The sequence below is a fragment of the Streptomyces sp. NPDC002623 genome (genome assembly GCF_053592635.1).
In genome coordinates this window covers 1-15667 of sequence record NZ_JBSFWB010000081.1, presented here as the reverse complement: position 1 = coordinate 15667, position 15667 = coordinate 1, and the positions used below count along the sequence as shown (strand labels likewise).

Here is a 15667-nt window from a genome sequence, read left to right as displayed (position 1 = left end):
CGGCCGTGGTGTCCGGAAGGACTCCACGGCCGTACCCGGACGACGACTACTGGTCGTCGCCCTCGCGCTTCAGCGCCGCCAGCGCACGGCCGGTGGTGCTCCCGGGGTGCGTCCGGATCAGCCGGGGACGTGGCAGTCGAACGCGTGCAGATACGGGTTGACCGGACTGACGTCGTCGATGACCAGGCCCGCCTCGGTGAGCCGGCTCACCATGCTCTCGGTGGTGTGCTTCGCCCCGCCGACGTTGAGAAGCAGCATCAGGTCCATCGCGGTGCTGAACCGCATCGACGGCGAGTCGTCGACGAGGTTCTCGATGACCACGACCCGGGTGCCGGGTCCGCCCGCGCCGATGACGTTGGCCAGGGTGCGGGCCGTGCTCTCGTCGTCCCACTCCAGGATGTTCTTGATGACGTAGACGTCGGCCCGGACGGGCACGGACACGCGGACGTCGCCCGGCACGATGCGGGCGCGGTGCGCGAGGTCGCCGCCCTCGCGCAGCCGGGGCACGGCGTTGTCGACGACGCGGGGCAGGTCGAGCAGGCTGCCGTGCATCGCGGGGTACTTGTCCAGCAGGCTGGCCACCACATGGCCCTGGCCGCCGCCGATGTCGGCGACCGAGGCGGCGCCGGACAGGTCGAGCAGGGCGGCGACCTCGCGCGCCGACTGCTCGCTGGAGGTCGTCATGGCCCGGTTGAAGACCTCGGCGGACTCGGGGGCGTCCTCGTTGAGGTAGGTGAAGAACTCCTTGCCGTAGAGGTCCTCGACGACGTTGCCGCCGGTGCGCATCGCCTCGTCGAGCTTCGGCCAGGCGTCCCAGGTCCACGGCTCGGTGCACCACAGGGCGATGTTGCGCAGGCTGTGCGGGTCGTCCTCGCGCAGCAGCCGGGACATCTCGGTGTGCGCCCATGTCCCGTCGGGGCGCTCGGTGAAGACGCCGTAGCAGGTCAGGGCGCGCAGCAGCCTGCGCAGCGGGCGGGGTTCGAGCTTCGCCGCGGCGGCGAGGTCCTCCACCGTCATGGGGGCGTCGCCGAGGGCGTCGGCGACGCCCAGCCGGGCGCAGGAGCGGACGGCGGCGGCGCACGCCGCACCGAACACGAGCTCCCGCAGTCGCATGGACGGCGGTGGGGCGGTCTCAGCGGTTGTCATGTGCCGCCTTCTTTCTCTGTGGGGGAGTCCCGGTGCGGGACGAGACGGTCGGGGTCAGCACAGGCCGGCCGGCTTCGACGCCTTGCAGGTGTTGCCCACGAAGGTGTTGCCCTTGCCGGTGGTGTCCGTGTTCACCAGGTCGGCCGGGGAGTTGCCCCGCAGCCTGTTGTCGCTGATCCGGTTCCGGTCGCTGGTGGTGCCCACGAAGCTCTTGAACAGCACGATGCCGCCCGACAGCGGGGACTTGCCGACGTTGTCCTGGATGACGTTCCGGGTGATCAGGCTGTCCTCGGCGCCGGTCAGCACGATGCCGGAGCCCTGCAGGGCGTCCAGCCGGGCCGTCTTCGGGCAGGACTTGTTGTTGCGCACGATGCGGTTCTCGGCGACGGTCACCCGGCCGGCCTTGGGCTTGTTCTCGTCGCCGACGACGAACACCGCCGCGCAGTTGCCGGTGAGGTGGTTGCGCGCGAGGGTGAGGTTGCGCAGCCGGCGCACGGTGACGCCGATCCGGTTGCCCTCCAGTCGGTTGTGCTCGACGACCGTTCCCTCGGAGTCCGTGGCGCCCAGCTCCTGTGTGACGCTGTTGGCGAGGAACAGCCCCGCGTCGCCGTTGTCGCGGGCGGTGTTGCCCCGGAACTCGCCGTGGCGGGACGCCTCCTGGGCGATGCCCCACACCCCGTTCTTCACCGCGGTCACGTTGCGCACCGTCAGCGCGTCGGCGGCCATCGCGTAGACGCCGTTCTTGGTGAAGCCGGAGACGGTCAGGGAGGCGACGGTGACGTCCTCGACGGGGTGGGCCTTGGTGCCGACGACACAGATGCCGTTGCCGCCCGCGGCGCACGCGCCGACCGCCTTCTTGGTCTTGTTCTTGGCGTTGGTCTTGGTCTTGGCCTTGGCCGCCGGCTGGAGCACGGTGTCGCGCCCCATGCCGCGCAGGGTCAGCCCGTGCGTCTTCACGTCGACGCTCTCGTGGTAGGTGCCGGCGGCCAGCAGCACGGTGTCGCCCGGCTCGGCCCTGTCCACGGCCTTCTGGATCGAGTCCCCCGGCTGGACCAGATGGACCACGTGCCCGGGGGCGGGCGGAGCTGCGCCGAGCCCGGTCCCGAGGAGCGCCGCGGTGCACGCCAGGTATGCGATATGGCATTTCTTCATATTGTGCACGTTATGACCGGATGGCCCGAGAACCGGTGAGATGGGCCATCCGGCGGCGTGTCCCGCGTAAGCGCTCCGCTGGAAGTGCCGCGATGTGCCGTCGTTTGGCTGCGGCGCCGTCGTGGCTGGTCGCGCCCGCGCGGCGGAGCCGCATATGTCAGCGCCCCGCGCCCCTTCAGGGCGTGCTCAGTTCGAGGCGGGGCGCTGGCGCCGGGGAAGCCGCCGCGGCCTGACCTCCTCGGCCGGAGCCTCCTGCGCGGACCGCGCCCTGCCCGACTCGTCCTGCCACGACTCGAAGTCCGTGAACGCGTCGCCGGAGTCCATCAGGCCCAGCGCCGCCGCGCCGCCCGGGTACCGGGACGCCGGGACGGTCTTGACGAGCGCCAGGGCCAGGGTGTCGGAGTCGGGCTGGGCGTCGGGCGAGCGATGGGCGATCGTGTCGGGCAGCATGACGAGGGACGTCGTGCCGGACTTCTCGCCGGACGGGCGCAACTGGACGCGGATGCCGTGCCGTTCGGCGAGTCTGCCGACCACGAACAGTCCCATGTGCTGGGAGATGTCGACGTCCACGGTCGGCGGGTTGGCCAGCTTGTGGTTGATGACCGCGAAGTCGTCCGCCTCCAGCCCGATGCCCTCGTCATGGATCTCGATCATGATCCGGCCGTCGGGGAGCCGGACGGCGGTCACCCGCACCTCCGAGCGCGGGGAGGAGAACACGGTGGCGTTCTCCAGCAGTTCGGCGAGCAGATGCACCAGGTCGGTCACGGCCCGGCCGTGGATCTGGTCCTCCGGGATGCCGGCGAACCGGATGCGCTCGTACTGCTCCACCTCCGACGAGGCCGCGCGCAGGACGTCGACCAGGGGAAGCGGCTGGTTCCACTGCTGGGCGGGCTTCTCGCCGCCGAGCACCAGGAGGTTCTCGCCGTTGCGGCGCACCCGGGTGGCGAGGCTGTCCAGCCGGAAGAGGTTCTCCAGCTGCTCCGGGTCCGTCTCGTTGTCCTCCAGACTGGTGATCAGGGCCAGTTGACGCTCGATCAGGGACTGGCTGCGGCGCGAGAGATTGGTGAAGATCGCGTTGATGTTGCCGCGCAGCAGAGCCTGCTCGGCGGCGAGCCGGACGGCCTCGCGGTGGACGTGGTCGAAGGCCCGGGCGACCTCGCCGATCTCGTCGGTGGTGTTGATCGCGATCGGGGTGACCCGGGTGTCCACCTGGCCGGGGTCGGTCTGCGACAGCTGGTCGATCAGGGCCGGCAGCCGCTGTCCGGAGATCTCGATGGCGGAGGCGCTGAGCCGGCGCATGCCGGTGCTCATCGTGCGGGCCACCCAGGAGGCGAGGAGGAACGCGGCGAGCACCGCGGCGAGCACCAGGGCGGCGTTGACGATGGCGTCCCGGCGGGCGTCGTCGGCGATGTCCTGGGCGCTCGCGAGCGCGGCGTCGGTGAGGTTCACCTGAATGCCCCGGTAGGCGTCGAAGCCCAGCGTGGACGCGGCGAAGAACGACTCGGGGGTGATGCCCTGCGCGGCCAGCTCGGCGGCGGGCTTCCCGGTGGAGATCTCGGTGATCATCACGTCGATGGCGGGCGGGGTGACGAACGTCTGCCCCGCCGCCTCGGCCTTCGCGGCGGCCTCGGCGGTCTGCTGCTTGCCCTTGGCCTCGGCGTCGGCCAGCGCCTGCTGGAGCCTCGCCGTGTCCTCGGTGGTGCCGGCGCCCGCGAACTCCTGGAGCCCGACCTGCTCCAGATAGGCGTAGGAGCGGAACGAGGCGAGCTGGGCCTGGAGTTCGCCTTCGGCGAGGCCGTCGCGGTCCTCCACCAGCAGGTGGGTGCCGATGGACCGGATCAGGGACTCGGCCGCCTGGGTCAGGGAGACGGCGTAGAGCGTGCGGCCGAAGCTCGCCTGGTTGGTGCTGCCGTAGCCCAGTTCGTTGGAGATCTCCATCAGGGGGTGCTGGATGGTGTGGTAGCTCTCCTCGGTCTGCACCCCGGACATCCGGGAGGTGAACGCGGCGCCCCGCACGGCGGTGAGCTGCTTCTCGCCGTTGCGCACCAGCTGCACGCGGCGCAGGAGTCCGGGGGTCTTCGGCATCCGGGTGACCGCCGCGTCGAACGCCTGTGCGTCCGAGTCGGTGATCTTCCGGGCCTGGACGACCGTGTCCGTCGCCTTCTTCTCCGTGAGCAGCGGGATGACCGAGACGTCGCGCTCATTGATCGCGTCGCTCGCGTATTTGTTCGCCGCCTGGACCAGTTCGGCCACGCGGACCGCGTCGTCGGCGTCCTGCCAGGTGTCGACCGAACGTTTCACCCGCACGCCCCCGAGTACGAGGGCGACGAGCACCGGGATCAGGAGAACGGCCCGCAGCCGCCTGCCCACGGGCCAGTTGCGGGTGAGGGACCTTCTCCGTCCCTCCGTTGTGGGTGAGTTGTTCGACACGCTTGTCCTATCGCCTCTGGATCGCCTCGCGCATGACGCGCCGGCACCCCTCAGTACGACGCGTCGGCAGCGCCGCGTTCAGTTGCGGTCAAAAAAGTGGTGCAACTTTCATCAAAACGATCGGGCACCACAGTACGCCGAACGCCCGCTGAGGGGCACCCCGGTCAAGCCCGTCCGTGGGCTTCCTGGGTGCGGCGTGACAGTGCGTCGATGACGACCGCGGCGAACAGCACCCCGCCCGTGATCACGAACTGGACGGCCGGGGGAGTGTCGGTGATGGCCATGCCCGAGGCGATCGACTGGATGACCAGCATGCCGAGCACCGCCGACCAGGTCGTGCCGCGCCCGCCGAACAGACTGGTGCCGCCGATGACGGCCGCCGCGATGGCGTTGACGAGCAGCACGCCCGAGCCGGAGCTCTGGCTCACCGAGGTGATGCGGGAGGCGAGGAACAGGCCGCCGATCGCGGCCATCGTGCCCGAGGTCGCGAGCACCGCCGTCTGCACCCAGGTCACGTTGAGGCTGGCGCGGCGGGCGGCCTCGACGCTGCCGCCGAGTGCGTAGACCTGCCGTCCGTAGCGCGTGCGGCGGAGCAACACGTCGAGGCCGGCCACCACCGCGAGGAAGACGAGCAGCGCGAGCGGCAGGCCCTGGAAGCGGTTGAGCAGATAGGCGATGGTGAAGGCGACCGCCGCGAGACCGCCCGTGCGCACCACGATGTCGCTCAGCGAACGGTGCGGCATGCCGACGGCCCTGCGCCGCCGTCGGCCCAGGTCGGAGACGAGGAAGACCGCGCCCACGGCGAGCGCCGCCAGGCTGTAGGCGACGGCGTCCTGGGTGAAGTAGTAGCTGGTCAACCGGGCGACCAGCCCGTTCTCGTCGAGGTTGACGGTGCCGCTGTCGCCGAGGACGGCGAGCATCAGGCCGTTCCAGGTGAGCAGCCCGGCGAGCGTGACCACGAACGCCGGCACCCGGGTCCTGGCGATGGAGTAGCCCTGGACGGTCCCCGCCACGGTGCCCGCGAGCACCGCGACGATCAGCGCGAGCCACTCCGGCACCCCGTTGTTCACGTTCAGCACCGCGAACACGGCCGCCGCCAGGCCGCTGACCGAGCCGACGGACAGATCGAGCTCGCCGAGCAGCAGCACGAAGACGATGCCGACCGCGATCAGACCCGTCCCCACGATGTCCACGCTGAGGTTGGACAGGTTCCGGGGCGAGAGGAAGTTCTCGTTGAGGGACTGGAAGGTGATCCAGACGACGGCCAGGACGAGGACCACGGGGAGCGACCCCAGTTCACCGGCGCGCCACTTGCGCCGGAAGACCGCCACCCCGCTGCGCCCGCCACGGACGACGGCCCGCATGCTCATTCCCACCCCGCCTCCCGGGCGGCCGGCCGGCGGGGGACGTTCTCCGTGGCGCCGGTGATGGACGAGACGATCTGCTCCTGGGAGACGGTGTTCACGTCGAAGAACCCGTTGTTGCGCCCCAGGCGCAGCACCGCGGCGCGGTCCGCGAGAGCCTTCACGTCACCCATGTTGTGGCTGATGAGCAGGACGCCCAGACCGCGGTCGCGCAACCGGTCGACGAGGTCGAGAACCTCGGTGGTCTGCTCGAAGCCCAGCGCTGCCGTCGGCTCGTCCAGCAGCAGGACCCGCGGGTCGCCGAGGAGCGAGCGGGCGATGGCCACCGTCTGCCGCTGCCCGCTGGAGAGCGAGACGACGGGGCCGCGCAGATCGGGCATCCCCTTGGTCAGCCGCTCCAGCAGCTGCCGGGTGCGGCGCTCCATCTCCATCTCGTCGAGGAACCCGAACCTGCGGATCTCCCGGCCGAGGAACAGGTTCCCGACGACGTCGAGGTTCCCGCACAGCGCGAGGTCCTGGTAGACGGTGGCGATGCCCAGGTCCCGGGCGTCGTGCGGGCGTCTGATCTGGACCGGCCGGCCCTGCCACTCGATGACGCCCCGCTCCGCCGGGGCGACCCCGGAGATCACCTTGACCAGGGTCGACTTGCCGGCCCCGTTGTCCCCGAGGAGTGCGACGACCTGACCGGCGTGGATCTCCAGCTCGATGTCCGTGAGGACCTCGACGACGCCGAAGCGTTTGCACACGCCCCGCAGCGCCAGCAGGGGAAGACCCGGCACGGAGACCAACTCCTTCCCGAGGGCGGGCCGATGCGGCGTCGGACGGGTCCGGGTCGGACGATTCCGGCTCGGGCGAGTCCGGACAGGAGGATTTCGGTGCGGAGCATTTCGGGTCAGGTCAGTCCGGCCTGGTCGCAGGCGGCCCGGAGCTCGGGCGTGCAGATCTGCCGGACGGTGTGCAGGCCGTCCTTCACGACGGTCTGCGCGATGTTGTCGACCGTCACGGACACCGGGGTGAGCAGCACGGACGCGACCGCCTCGCCGCCGCGGGTCGGCACCTCGCCGGTGGCCACCGGGTCGAGGCTCTGCCCGCGGGCCGCCGCCACTGCCATCGCGCCGCCCGCGGCCGCCTCGGGCCCGAACGGCTTGAAGACCGTCATGTACTGCTCGCCGCCGACGATCCGGCGCAGCGCGGAGAGCTCGGCGTCCTGCCCGGTGACCGGGGGCAGCGGGGAGACCTTGTTCGCCTTGAGGGCGGCGATGCTCCCGCCGGCGAGGCCGTCGTTGGCCGCGTAGACCCCGTCGATGGCGTCGGCGCCCAGGGCGGCGAGGGCCCCGGACATGTTCATGTGCGCGGTCTCCGCCCGCCACTGCGGGGTTTCGTAGGCCTTGCCGATCCTCACCTTCCCGCTCAGCACCGACAGCGCGCCCTTCTCGAACGCCTTGGCGTTCGGGTCGCTGGGATCGCCGTTCATCATGACGATCTGGGCGCCGGGCACCTTGTCGCCCATCGCCGTCAGCAGGGCCCGGCCCTGGAGCCGGCCGACCTCCACCCCGTCGAAGGAGACATAGCCCGAGATCGGGCCCTCGGCGAGCCGGTCGTAGGCGATGACGGGGATGCCCGCCTCGTGCGCCTTCGTGACCGCCGGGGCGAGCGAGCGGGCGTCCACGGCCACCAGCACGATGGCGTCGACGCCCTTGGTGACCATGGAGTCCATCTGTTCCTGCTGCAGGGCGACATCGCCCTTGGCGTTGGTGTCCTCGACCACGCAGGTGTCGCACAGCTCCTCGATCCTCTTCTCCAGCAGGGGTCTGTCCTGTGCCTCCCAGCGCGCCGTGGTGGCGTCCGGCAGCAGCAGGCCGATGCGCGGTCCCTCCTCCCCGTCGGAGTCGGTCCCGGCACCCGCCCCACAGGCCGCCAGGACGACCGCGGTGGAGAACGCGGTCACCGCGGCGGCTGTGTCCCGTATGCAGGCCTTCATCTGCGATACCTGCCGTAGATGACAATAAGGTGGATATGTTCGGTTGATCCGTATATGCGATTCTGGTGGGTGGGTGCGTCGATCTCAACCGGTCGGCACCTGCGGCAGGACGGGAGGTACGTTGCGGACATGCCTCGACCGGGCCCTGACCTTCGCCGGAGCGACACTGGCAGCGGTCTACGCGCCCAGTGCCGGCACCGAAGAGCTTCGGTTGGTGGACGCGTCCGGAGGCACCCCTTCCGGAGCGGGCCCGCCGGAGCGCCTCCCCCTGTCCGGTGACTCACCCGCGGCCCGCGCCTTCCGCACCGACCACCCCCTCTGGCTGACCCCCGAGGCCCCGGCCGACGCACCTTCCATCGGCGCGCTCCCCCTCGGCCCGCAGGGCGGACGCCTCGGCTGCCTCCTGGTCCTCAGCGCCACACAGGACGGCTTCGAGAACGAGCAACGCCGCTTCCTCGAGCGATACGCCGACGCGGTCGCAGTCCTCCTCCAGCCGGGCGCCGACCCACCGACGCCGACACCGCTGCTCGGCCCCGCACTGCGCAGCCTGCGCGTCGGCTCCTTCGTCCTCGTCCCGGACACCGGCCTCATCGACGCCGACGACACCCTGCTCGAACTCGTCGGCATCACCCCGGACGACTTCGACGGCAAGGCCGACACCCTGCTCTCCCACGCCCTCCCCGAGGACATGCACGCCCTCATGTCCGTCCTGGAGCCCTCCGACGAGGCCTCCGGCCGACGCGACCTGGAGTTCCGGGTGCGCGGCCCCGGCGGCGAGATGCGCTGGCTCAGCCTGAGCTGCCGGGTCGTCGCGGACGCCGCCGACGGACCCGAACAGCTGGTCGGCGTGGTGACGGCGACCCCCGTCCTGCGCCGCGGCGGCGACGACGTCTCCAGGATCCAGTGGCTCACCGCCGCCCTCGACGACGCCGCGACCGTCCGGGACGTCGGCCGCGTCGTGGTCGCCGCCCTGCGCGAGCCGCTGGCCGCCGACCGCGTGGCCCTCGCCGCACTGCAGGACGACCGCCTCATGGTCACCGTCCTCGACCCGCCCCAGCCCACCGCCTGGCCGCCGACCTGGCGCTCCGAGTGGCGCACCGAATGGCCCGACGCATCCCTGCGCGCCCTGCCCACCCTCCAGGCCGCCCTGCGCGACGGCCGTATGGACCTCTGGCCCGCCGGCACGCTCCTCGAACCCGGCCTGTCCGGCATCGGCACCGGCGGACTCGCCGTCCTGCCGCTCCCCGCGAAAGGCCAGGTCGCCGGAGTCTGCCTGGTCGGCTGGGACCGGCCGCACGACTTCGCCCCCGAGGAACGCTCCCTGCTCACCGCCACCGCCGCCCTCGTCGGCCAGGCGCTCAAACGCGCCCACGCCCACGACGCCGAGCAGGAACTCGCCACGATGCTCCAGCGCAGTCTGCTGCCCCGGCGGCTGCCCGAACTCCCCGGCGGCACCGCCGTCGCCCGCTATCTGCCCGCCCGGCGCGGCCTCCAGGTGGGCGGCGACTGGTACGACGTCATCGCCCTCTCCGAGGACCGGGTCGCCCTGGTCATCGGAGACGTCCAGGGACACAGCGCCGGAGCCGCCACGATCATGGGCCAGATGCGCACCGCGGTCCGCGCCTACGCCATGGAGGGCCACCCGCCCGACGTGGTCGTCTCGCACGCCAACCGGCTCCTCGTCGGCATGGAGACCGACCTCTTCGCCACCTGCTGCTACGCCGAACTCGACATGGAGGAGGGCAACACCCTCTTCGTCCGCGCCGGCCACCTCGCCCCGATGCTGCGGCTGCCCGACGGCGACACCGAGGAGGTCGAGGTCGCCGGCGGACCCCCGCTGGGCATCCTCGCGGAGGCCGAGTTCCCCATGACGGCCGTCGAACTGGCCCCCGCCACGGTCCTCGCCCTGGTCACCGACGGCCTGGTCGAGGCCGCCGACCTGCCCCTGGACGAGGGCATGCACCGCACCCGCGTCGCCCTGGCCGCCGCCGACCCCGGCGACCTCGGCAAGATGGCCGACGAACTCCTCGGCGACGCCGGCCGCCGGGAGGACGACGTGGCGCTGCTGCTCCTGCGCTACGACGGCATGAAGACCCGGCCCATCCGGGCCGGCTGGATGGTGTGGCGGCTGCCCGACGCCGTCATGCACGCCCGCCGCTTCACCGCCCGCACCCTGCGCCGCTGGAACATCCCGGAGACGGGCGACGCCGTGCTGCTGGTCGTCTCCGAACTCGTCACCAACGCCCTGGTGCACACCCAGGGCCCGGTCCGTCTCGACCTGACCCTGCGCGGCGACCGGGTCCGCGTCTGCGTCAGCGACTCCTCGCCGCGCGCACCCGCCAAGCCCGTGATCGTCGACTGGGAGTCCACCGGCGGCCGCGGCCTGCTGCTGGTCGAGGCCATGTCGGAGTCCTTCGTCACGGTCCCGGTGGCCGGCGGCAAACAGGTGTGCAGCGAGATCGCCGTACCAGGGGGAGAGCCGTGAAGAACCATCCGAACCGCCCGAACCATCCGAACCGCCCGAACCGTCGCAGGCGCCTCGTCGCCGTGCTCGCCGCGGCACTCCTGGCGCTGCCCCTCGCCGCCTGCGGCGGAGACGAGGAGCCGACCGCGGGAGAAGGCTTCACCGTCGGCCTGCTGCTCCCCAGCCGCGCCGTCCCCCGCTGGGAACACGCGGACCGGCCGCTGATCCAGTCGAAGCTGAAGACGCTGTGCCCCGCCTGCACGCTGGAGTACGCCAACGCCGAGAACGACGTGACCAGACAGCGACAACAGCTGATCTCCATGGTCACCAAGGGCGCCGAGGTCCTGATCCTCGACGCCGCCGACACCCGGGCGATGCGCTCCTCGATCCAGGAGGCGCGCCGCGCCGGCGTCCCCGTCATCGCCTACGACCGCCTCGCCGAGGGCCCCATCACCGGCTTCGTCAGCTTCGACGGCCTCCAGGTCGGCCGACTCCAGGGCGAGGCGCTCCTGGAGGCCATGGAGCAGCGCACCGAGGGCCGCGACATCGTCATGGTGAACGGCGACCCCACCAGCCCCAACGCGGCCCTGTACCGCAACGGCGCGCTGTCCGTCCTCGCCGGCAAGGTGAGGATCGGCAGGTCCTACGAAACCCTGGACTGGAGCACCCAGAACGCCCACAGCAACATGTCCGCCGCCATCGCCGCGCTCGGCCCGGACCGGATCGACGGCGTCCTGGCGGCCAACGACTCCATCGCGGCCGGCGTCGTCGCCGCCCTCAAGAGCGCCGGCGTCACCGACTTCCCGCCCGTCACCGGCCAGGACGCCGACCTCGACGCCGTGCGGCGCATCGTCAAGGGCGAGCAGTACATGACGGTGTACAAGCCGTTCGAGAAGGAAGCGGCCGCCGTCGCCGCCATGGCCGTCGCCGCCGGCCGCGGCGAGGACCCCCGCGACAGCGCCACCACGACCGTCGACAGCCCCACCGCCAAGGGCATCCCCGCGGTCCTGCTCACACCGGTCGCCGTGACGGTCGACGACATCGAGCCGATCCTCGTCGAGGACGGCCTCTACACCGTCGCCCAGATCTGCACCCCGCACCTCCGGGCCGCCTGCGACCGGGCCGGACTCACCCCGTAGGCCATCGGCGGCCGGGACGTCAGTGCTGGTGCGGCTGCTGCTGCGGCTGCCCGTACGCCTGGCCGCCGACGCCGCCCGCGCCCTGCGCCAGCAACTGGTCGGCCTGCTCCTTCGTGACCTTCTGCTCCGCACCGCAGAACGTGCACTGCGTCGCGTACTTCGTCGAGATCGGGAACAGCGGCACGAAGAACAGCGTGAACTTCGTGACCCGCTTCCTGAGCGTGTGCGCGGAAGGGTTGCCGCACTGCCCGCACACCAGCGTCAGTATCGCCAGCTGGTAGAGGTATCCCTTGGTGCCGAAGATGATCACGCTGCACTTCTTTCTGGATGATGGTCCGAAGAACGATTGTCCGCACGGCCCAGTCTGGTGCATACGGCGTCACTCGCGTGAGCCGCAGGCGGCTCCAAGCCCTGCGCCACGCGGGCGACCTCCCGGCCGCGACTGCGGCGGTCGCAGCCAGCGCACAGCCATGGTCGTCTGGCCGCCGCACCGCGGCGCTTCCCGCTCCCTTTCAAGGAGAGGTTCATGCCCCGACTCACCCGGTCGGCGGGTGTCACCGCCGCCGTTCTCGCCCTGAGCCTGCTGGCCACGGCGCCCGCCTCGGGCGGCGAGCCGCCCGTCACCGACCCGCGCGTGGTCGCCCACTTCGACTTCGCCGCACGACAGACACCGGAGAACATCGCCCTCGAACCCGACGGCTCCGCCGACCTGACCTTCTCGGGCGCCAGACAGGTCGCCAACATCAGCCGCACCCAGGGGACGCGCATCCTCGCGACCCTGCCCGCCGTGGCGAACCCGCACACCCCCGTCGTCGGCGCGGCCATCGTCCTCGGCATCGCCCGCGCATCCGACGGCACCCTCTACGTCAACTACGCCACCGGCACCAGCGAGACCGGCATCTGGCGCATCCCGCGCGGCGGCGGCACCCCCCGACAGATCGCACAGCTCCCGCCGAACGGGTTCCCCAACGGCCTCGCCCTCGACGAACGCCGAGGCGTGCTCTACGCGGCGGACTCGGTGCTCGGCACCGTCTGGCGCGTCCCGCGCCGGGGCGGCACACCCACCGCATGGGCCATCGGAACCGCCCTCCAACCGGTCGCGTCGCACTCGGACGGTCCTCCCGTGGCCGGCGTCGGAGCCAACGGCCTCAAGTTCCACCGCAACGCCGTGTGGGTGTCCAACTCCGCCACCGGCACCCTGCTGCGCATCCGGGTACGCCAGAACGGCTTCCCGGCCCCGATCCAGACCCGGGCCACCGGGCTGTACGGGATCGACGACTTCGCCTTCGTCGAGCGCCACCGCGACACCGCCCTCGTCGCCCTGACCGGCGGCAGCCAGGTCGCCCGCGTACGCCCGAACGGCACCCACACGGTCGTCCTCACCCGACAGGACGGGCTGTCCAACCCCACCTCCGTGGCCGTACGCGGCCGCACCGCCTATGTCCCCAGCGCGGCGTACTTCACCCGGCAGGACCCCAACCTGCTCCTGGCCACCATCCATCTGCGGGCCCGCAGCTAGCCGATCGGTCGGCCGATCGGCGCTGCACGAAGGCGTGGCCCCGGGACCGCCGACGGTCACGGGGCCACGCGGAGGAGCGGGTTACAGGCCGGCCGCGGCGCTGTGCAGGTTCTTCGCGGCCAGGGCGAGCCCCTCGGTCTGCGAGTAGGCGGCGTCCTCGTGCTCGATGTTCACGGCCATGTCCGGGTCGATCTCGGCGAGGGCGCGCAGGAACTCGGTCCAGAACGGGACGCCGTTGCCGTTGCCGACGGCGACGAACTTCCAGGCCGGGTTCTCCGGCCAGGCGTTGCACCAGAAGCCGTAGCCGGTGGGCACCTTGCCGGGCGCGTCGGCGGGCACGCGGGTGAACGACGTGTCCAGCACCCCGCGGATGTCGGCGCCGGGGCAGAGCGTGGCGTCCTTCGCGGCCGCGTGGAACACCAGCGGGCCCAGCCACTTGACGGACGCGATGACGTCCATGCCCTGCCACATCAGGTGGGACGGGTCCATCTCGGCGCCGACGTTCGTCAGACCGCCCGCGTCGACCAGCCGCTTCAGGGTGACCGGCGAGAACACCACGTTGTGCGGGTGCATCTCGATGGCGACCCGGACGTCGTTCTCCCGGGCCAGCGCGTCGATCTCCTTCCAGAACTCGACGGCCACCCCCCACTGGTAGTCCAGGACGTCCATGTAGACGCCGTCCCACGGGTTGACGACCCAGGACGGGTACTTCGCGTCGGGGTCGGAGCCCGGCGTGCCCGACATGGTGACCACGTGCTTCACACCGAGCAGACCGGCCAGCCGGATCGTGCGCCGCAGATCGTCGGCGTGCTTCGGGCCGACCCCGGGCAGCGGGTTCAGCGGGTTGCCGTTGCAGTTGAGCCCGGTCAGCTCCATCCCGCGCTCGGCGAAGGTCGCCAGGTACTCCTCGCGGGCGGCGGCCGAGGACAGCAGCAGGTCGACCGGGCAGTGCGGGGAGGGGATGAAGCCGCCGGTGTTGACCTCCACGGAGGTCAGACCGTTCTCCTTGAGGACGTCGAGGGCCTCGGTGAGGGGCCGGTCGTGCAGACAGGCGGTGTAGGCGCCGAGCTTGAGGGCCATGGGGATGCTCCTAGGATGCGTGCGGGACGTCAGGCGACGGGCGGAACGGCGACGGCCGCGCCGTCGTTGCGGGCGGAGGCGACGACGGCCTGGATGATCTCCATCGTCCGCAGCGCGTCGGCGAAGGTGGCGCAGGCCGGCAGCGGCTCGGTGACGCCGGCGACCTGGTCGAGGAAGGCACGGGCCTGGTAGGTGAAGTTGTCGCCGTTGCTCGCGCCGACACCCGGCGCCTCCATCGGGACGCCGCCCGCGAAGTACGGCAGGTTCGGGCCGACGATGATCTGCCGGGCACCGCGCGTACGGGCGTCGGGCTGGGCGTCGTCGAAGAGGTACTCGGCGGGCCGGTGCTGGTCGAACGCGGCCCGGCCGCCGACGCCCAGGACGTCGAAGGAGAGCCCGTTGGGCAGACCGAAGCCGGTGCGCGTCACCGAGAAGGTGCCGACCAGGCCCGAGGCGAAGGTGGCGGTGAAGGACGCGGTGTCCTCGTTCTCCACCTCGCCGAACTCGTCGGAGACAGGAGCGGCGTTGTGCCCGACGACCGCGCCCAGCGGCAGCGGACGCTTGGCGATCTGCGTCGAGAGCACGGCGCCCGAGACGGACACGATCGGACCGGCGACGTACTCGGCGGCGTCGATCACGTGCGAACCGACGTCACCGAGCGCACCCGAACCGGCGCCGCCCTTGAAGCGCCAGCTCAGCGGACCGCGCGGGTCGGTCGCGTAGTCGCACCAGTAGCGCCCGCTGAACAGGGTGAGGTCACCCAGCTCACCACGCTGCACGTGGTCACGGATGCCGGCGATGCCGGGGGAGCGGCGGAAGGTGTACCCGACGGCCGTCACGACATCCGCGCTCTGCTCCAACTCGGCCATGGCACGGGCGTCCTCGAGCGACCCGGCCAGCGGCTTCTCGCACAGCACATGCTTCCCGGCGGCGACCAGCGCCTCGGCGATCGGCCGGTGCAGAGCATTGCCGACGACGATGCTGACCGCGTCGATCGTCGGGTCCTCGACGACGGCCTCCCAGCTCGGGAGTGCCTTCTCGAAGCCGTAACGCCGGGCGGCGTCCTCGCCGAGCGCCACATTGGCATCGGCTATCGCGGCCAACCTCACCGGCGGCAGACCGGCGCCGAAGACGGTGTTGACGTTGCGGTATCCGGCGGCGTGACTGCGACCGGCCATACCTGCGCCGATCACGGCGACGGAAAGGGGCTTGCCCGAGGTGGTCATGGAGGTGCCTTTCGAAAAGTCCCGGTGGGGAATCTCAGTTGGAGGTGGGGAAGTTGAAGCCGGCGGTGACCTGCTGGGCGGGCTGCGGCCAGCGGGTGGTGACGACCTTGGGGCGGGTGTAGAAGCGGATGCCTTCGGGGCCGTGGATGGGGGAGTCGCCGATGAG

The 15667-nt window shown here is 71.5% G+C and carries 12 protein-coding genes; 3 read left to right on the top strand and 9 right to left on the bottom strand.

The features are described 5' to 3' along the window. Positions 1-117 precede the first annotated feature (117 nt). The 6 genes from ACWD4O_RS48080 to ACWD4O_RS48055 form a co-directional block, all read right to left on the bottom strand. Positions 118-1146, bottom strand: coding sequence for a methyltransferase (locus tag ACWD4O_RS48080; protein ID WP_451289472.1), 1029 nt, complete (start codon positions 1144-1146; stop codon positions 118-120). 54 nt (positions 1147-1200) lie between these two features. Further along, positions 1201-2298 carry a right-handed parallel beta-helix repeat-containing protein gene (locus tag ACWD4O_RS48075; RefSeq protein WP_451289471.1) on the bottom strand — a complete coding sequence of 366 codons (1098 nt, stop codon included), beginning with the start codon at positions 2296-2298 and terminating at the stop codon, positions 1201-1203. Positions 2299-2484: 186 nt separating this feature from the next. After that, positions 2485-4728: a sensor histidine kinase gene (locus ACWD4O_RS48070; RefSeq protein ID WP_451289470.1), complete on the bottom strand. Its 2244-nt coding sequence runs from the start codon at positions 4726-4728 to the stop codon at positions 2485-2487. A 164-nt stretch (positions 4729-4892) separates the two neighbouring features. Further along, positions 4893-6098, bottom strand: a complete 1206-nt coding sequence (locus tag ACWD4O_RS48065) for a sugar ABC transporter permease (RefSeq protein ID WP_451289469.1) — start codon at positions 6096-6098, stop codon at positions 4893-4895. Next, the gene (locus ACWD4O_RS48060) at positions 6095-6871 is read right to left on the bottom strand and encodes an ATP-binding cassette domain-containing protein (protein ID WP_451289468.1); all 777 of its coding nucleotides are present in this window, start codon (positions 6869-6871) and stop codon (positions 6095-6097) included. Before ACWD4O_RS48060 ends, ACWD4O_RS48065 begins: the two co-directional genes overlap by 4 nt. A 113-nt stretch (positions 6872-6984) precedes the next feature. After that, complete coding sequence (locus ACWD4O_RS48055; protein WP_451289467.1) at positions 6985-8073, bottom strand: sugar ABC transporter substrate-binding protein; 1089 nt, start codon at positions 8071-8073, stop codon at positions 6985-6987. A 121-nt stretch (positions 8074-8194) separates the two neighbouring features. On the opposite strand from ACWD4O_RS48055, the gene ACWD4O_RS48050 reads away from it, so the two are divergent. Both ACWD4O_RS48050 and ACWD4O_RS48045 read left to right on the top strand, forming a co-directional pair. After that, positions 8195-10558 (top strand): SpoIIE family protein phosphatase, encoded by a 2364-nt coding sequence (locus ACWD4O_RS48050; RefSeq protein WP_451289466.1) that lies wholly within the window; start codon positions 8195-8197, stop codon positions 10556-10558. Beyond that, the gene (locus ACWD4O_RS48045) at positions 10555-11676 is read left to right on the top strand and encodes a sugar ABC transporter substrate-binding protein (RefSeq protein ID WP_451289465.1); all 1122 of its coding nucleotides are present in this window, start codon (positions 10555-10557) and stop codon (positions 11674-11676) included. The genes ACWD4O_RS48050 and ACWD4O_RS48045 overlap by 4 nt, the downstream gene beginning before the upstream one ends. Before the next feature lie 19 nt (positions 11677-11695). Here ACWD4O_RS48045 and ACWD4O_RS48040 read toward each other — a convergent pair whose 3' ends face one another. Next, positions 11696-11986, bottom strand: coding sequence for a zinc-ribbon domain-containing protein (locus ACWD4O_RS48040; RefSeq protein WP_451289464.1), 291 nt, complete (start codon positions 11984-11986; stop codon positions 11696-11698). 216 nt (positions 11987-12202) lie between these two features. On the opposite strand from ACWD4O_RS48040, the gene ACWD4O_RS48035 reads away from it, so the two are divergent. Next, positions 12203-13195, top strand: coding sequence for a hypothetical protein (locus ACWD4O_RS48035; RefSeq protein ID WP_451289463.1), 993 nt, complete (start codon positions 12203-12205; stop codon positions 13193-13195). A gap of 81 nt (positions 13196-13276) precedes the next feature. Here the strand turns inward: ACWD4O_RS48035 and ACWD4O_RS48030 are convergent, their stop codons facing one another. Both ACWD4O_RS48030 and ACWD4O_RS48025 read right to left on the bottom strand, forming a co-directional pair. Beyond that, the gene (locus ACWD4O_RS48030; RefSeq protein ID WP_451289462.1) at positions 13277-14275 is read right to left on the bottom strand and encodes a sugar phosphate isomerase/epimerase family protein; all 999 of its coding nucleotides are present in this window, start codon (positions 14273-14275) and stop codon (positions 13277-13279) included. A 29-nt stretch (positions 14276-14304) separates the two neighbouring features. Continuing rightward, complete coding sequence (locus ACWD4O_RS48025) at positions 14305-15501, bottom strand: Gfo/Idh/MocA family protein (protein WP_451289461.1); 1197 nt, start codon at positions 15499-15501, stop codon at positions 14305-14307. Positions 15502-15667 lie beyond the last annotated feature (166 nt).

What these genes read in the sequence shown, in the direction of transcription:
- ACWD4O_RS48080 (WP_451289472.1), bottom strand. Translation starts at nt 1,146, where the DNA reads ATGACAACCGCTGAGACCGCCCCACCGCCGTCCATGCGACTGCGGGAG.
- ACWD4O_RS48075 (WP_451289471.1), bottom strand. Translation starts at nt 2,298, where the DNA reads ATGAAGAAATGCCATATCGCATACCTGGCGTGCACCGCGGCGCTCCTC.
- ACWD4O_RS48065 (WP_451289469.1), bottom strand. Translation starts at nt 6,098, where the DNA reads ATGAGCATGCGGGCCGTCGTCCGTGGCGGGCGCAGCGGGGTGGCGGTC.
- ACWD4O_RS48055 (WP_451289467.1), bottom strand. Translation starts at nt 8,073, where the DNA reads ATGAAGGCCTGCATACGGGACACAGCCGCCGCGGTGACCGCGTTCTCC.
- ACWD4O_RS48035 (WP_451289463.1), top strand. Translation starts at nt 12,203, where the DNA reads ATGCCCCGACTCACCCGGTCGGCGGGTGTCACCGCCGCCGTTCTCGCC.
- ACWD4O_RS48030 (WP_451289462.1), bottom strand. Translation starts at nt 14,275, where the DNA reads ATGGCCCTCAAGCTCGGCGCCTACACCGCCTGTCTGCACGACCGGCCC.
- ACWD4O_RS48025 (WP_451289461.1), bottom strand. Translation starts at nt 15,501, where the DNA reads ATGACCACCTCGGGCAAGCCCCTTTCCGTCGCCGTGATCGGCGCAGGT.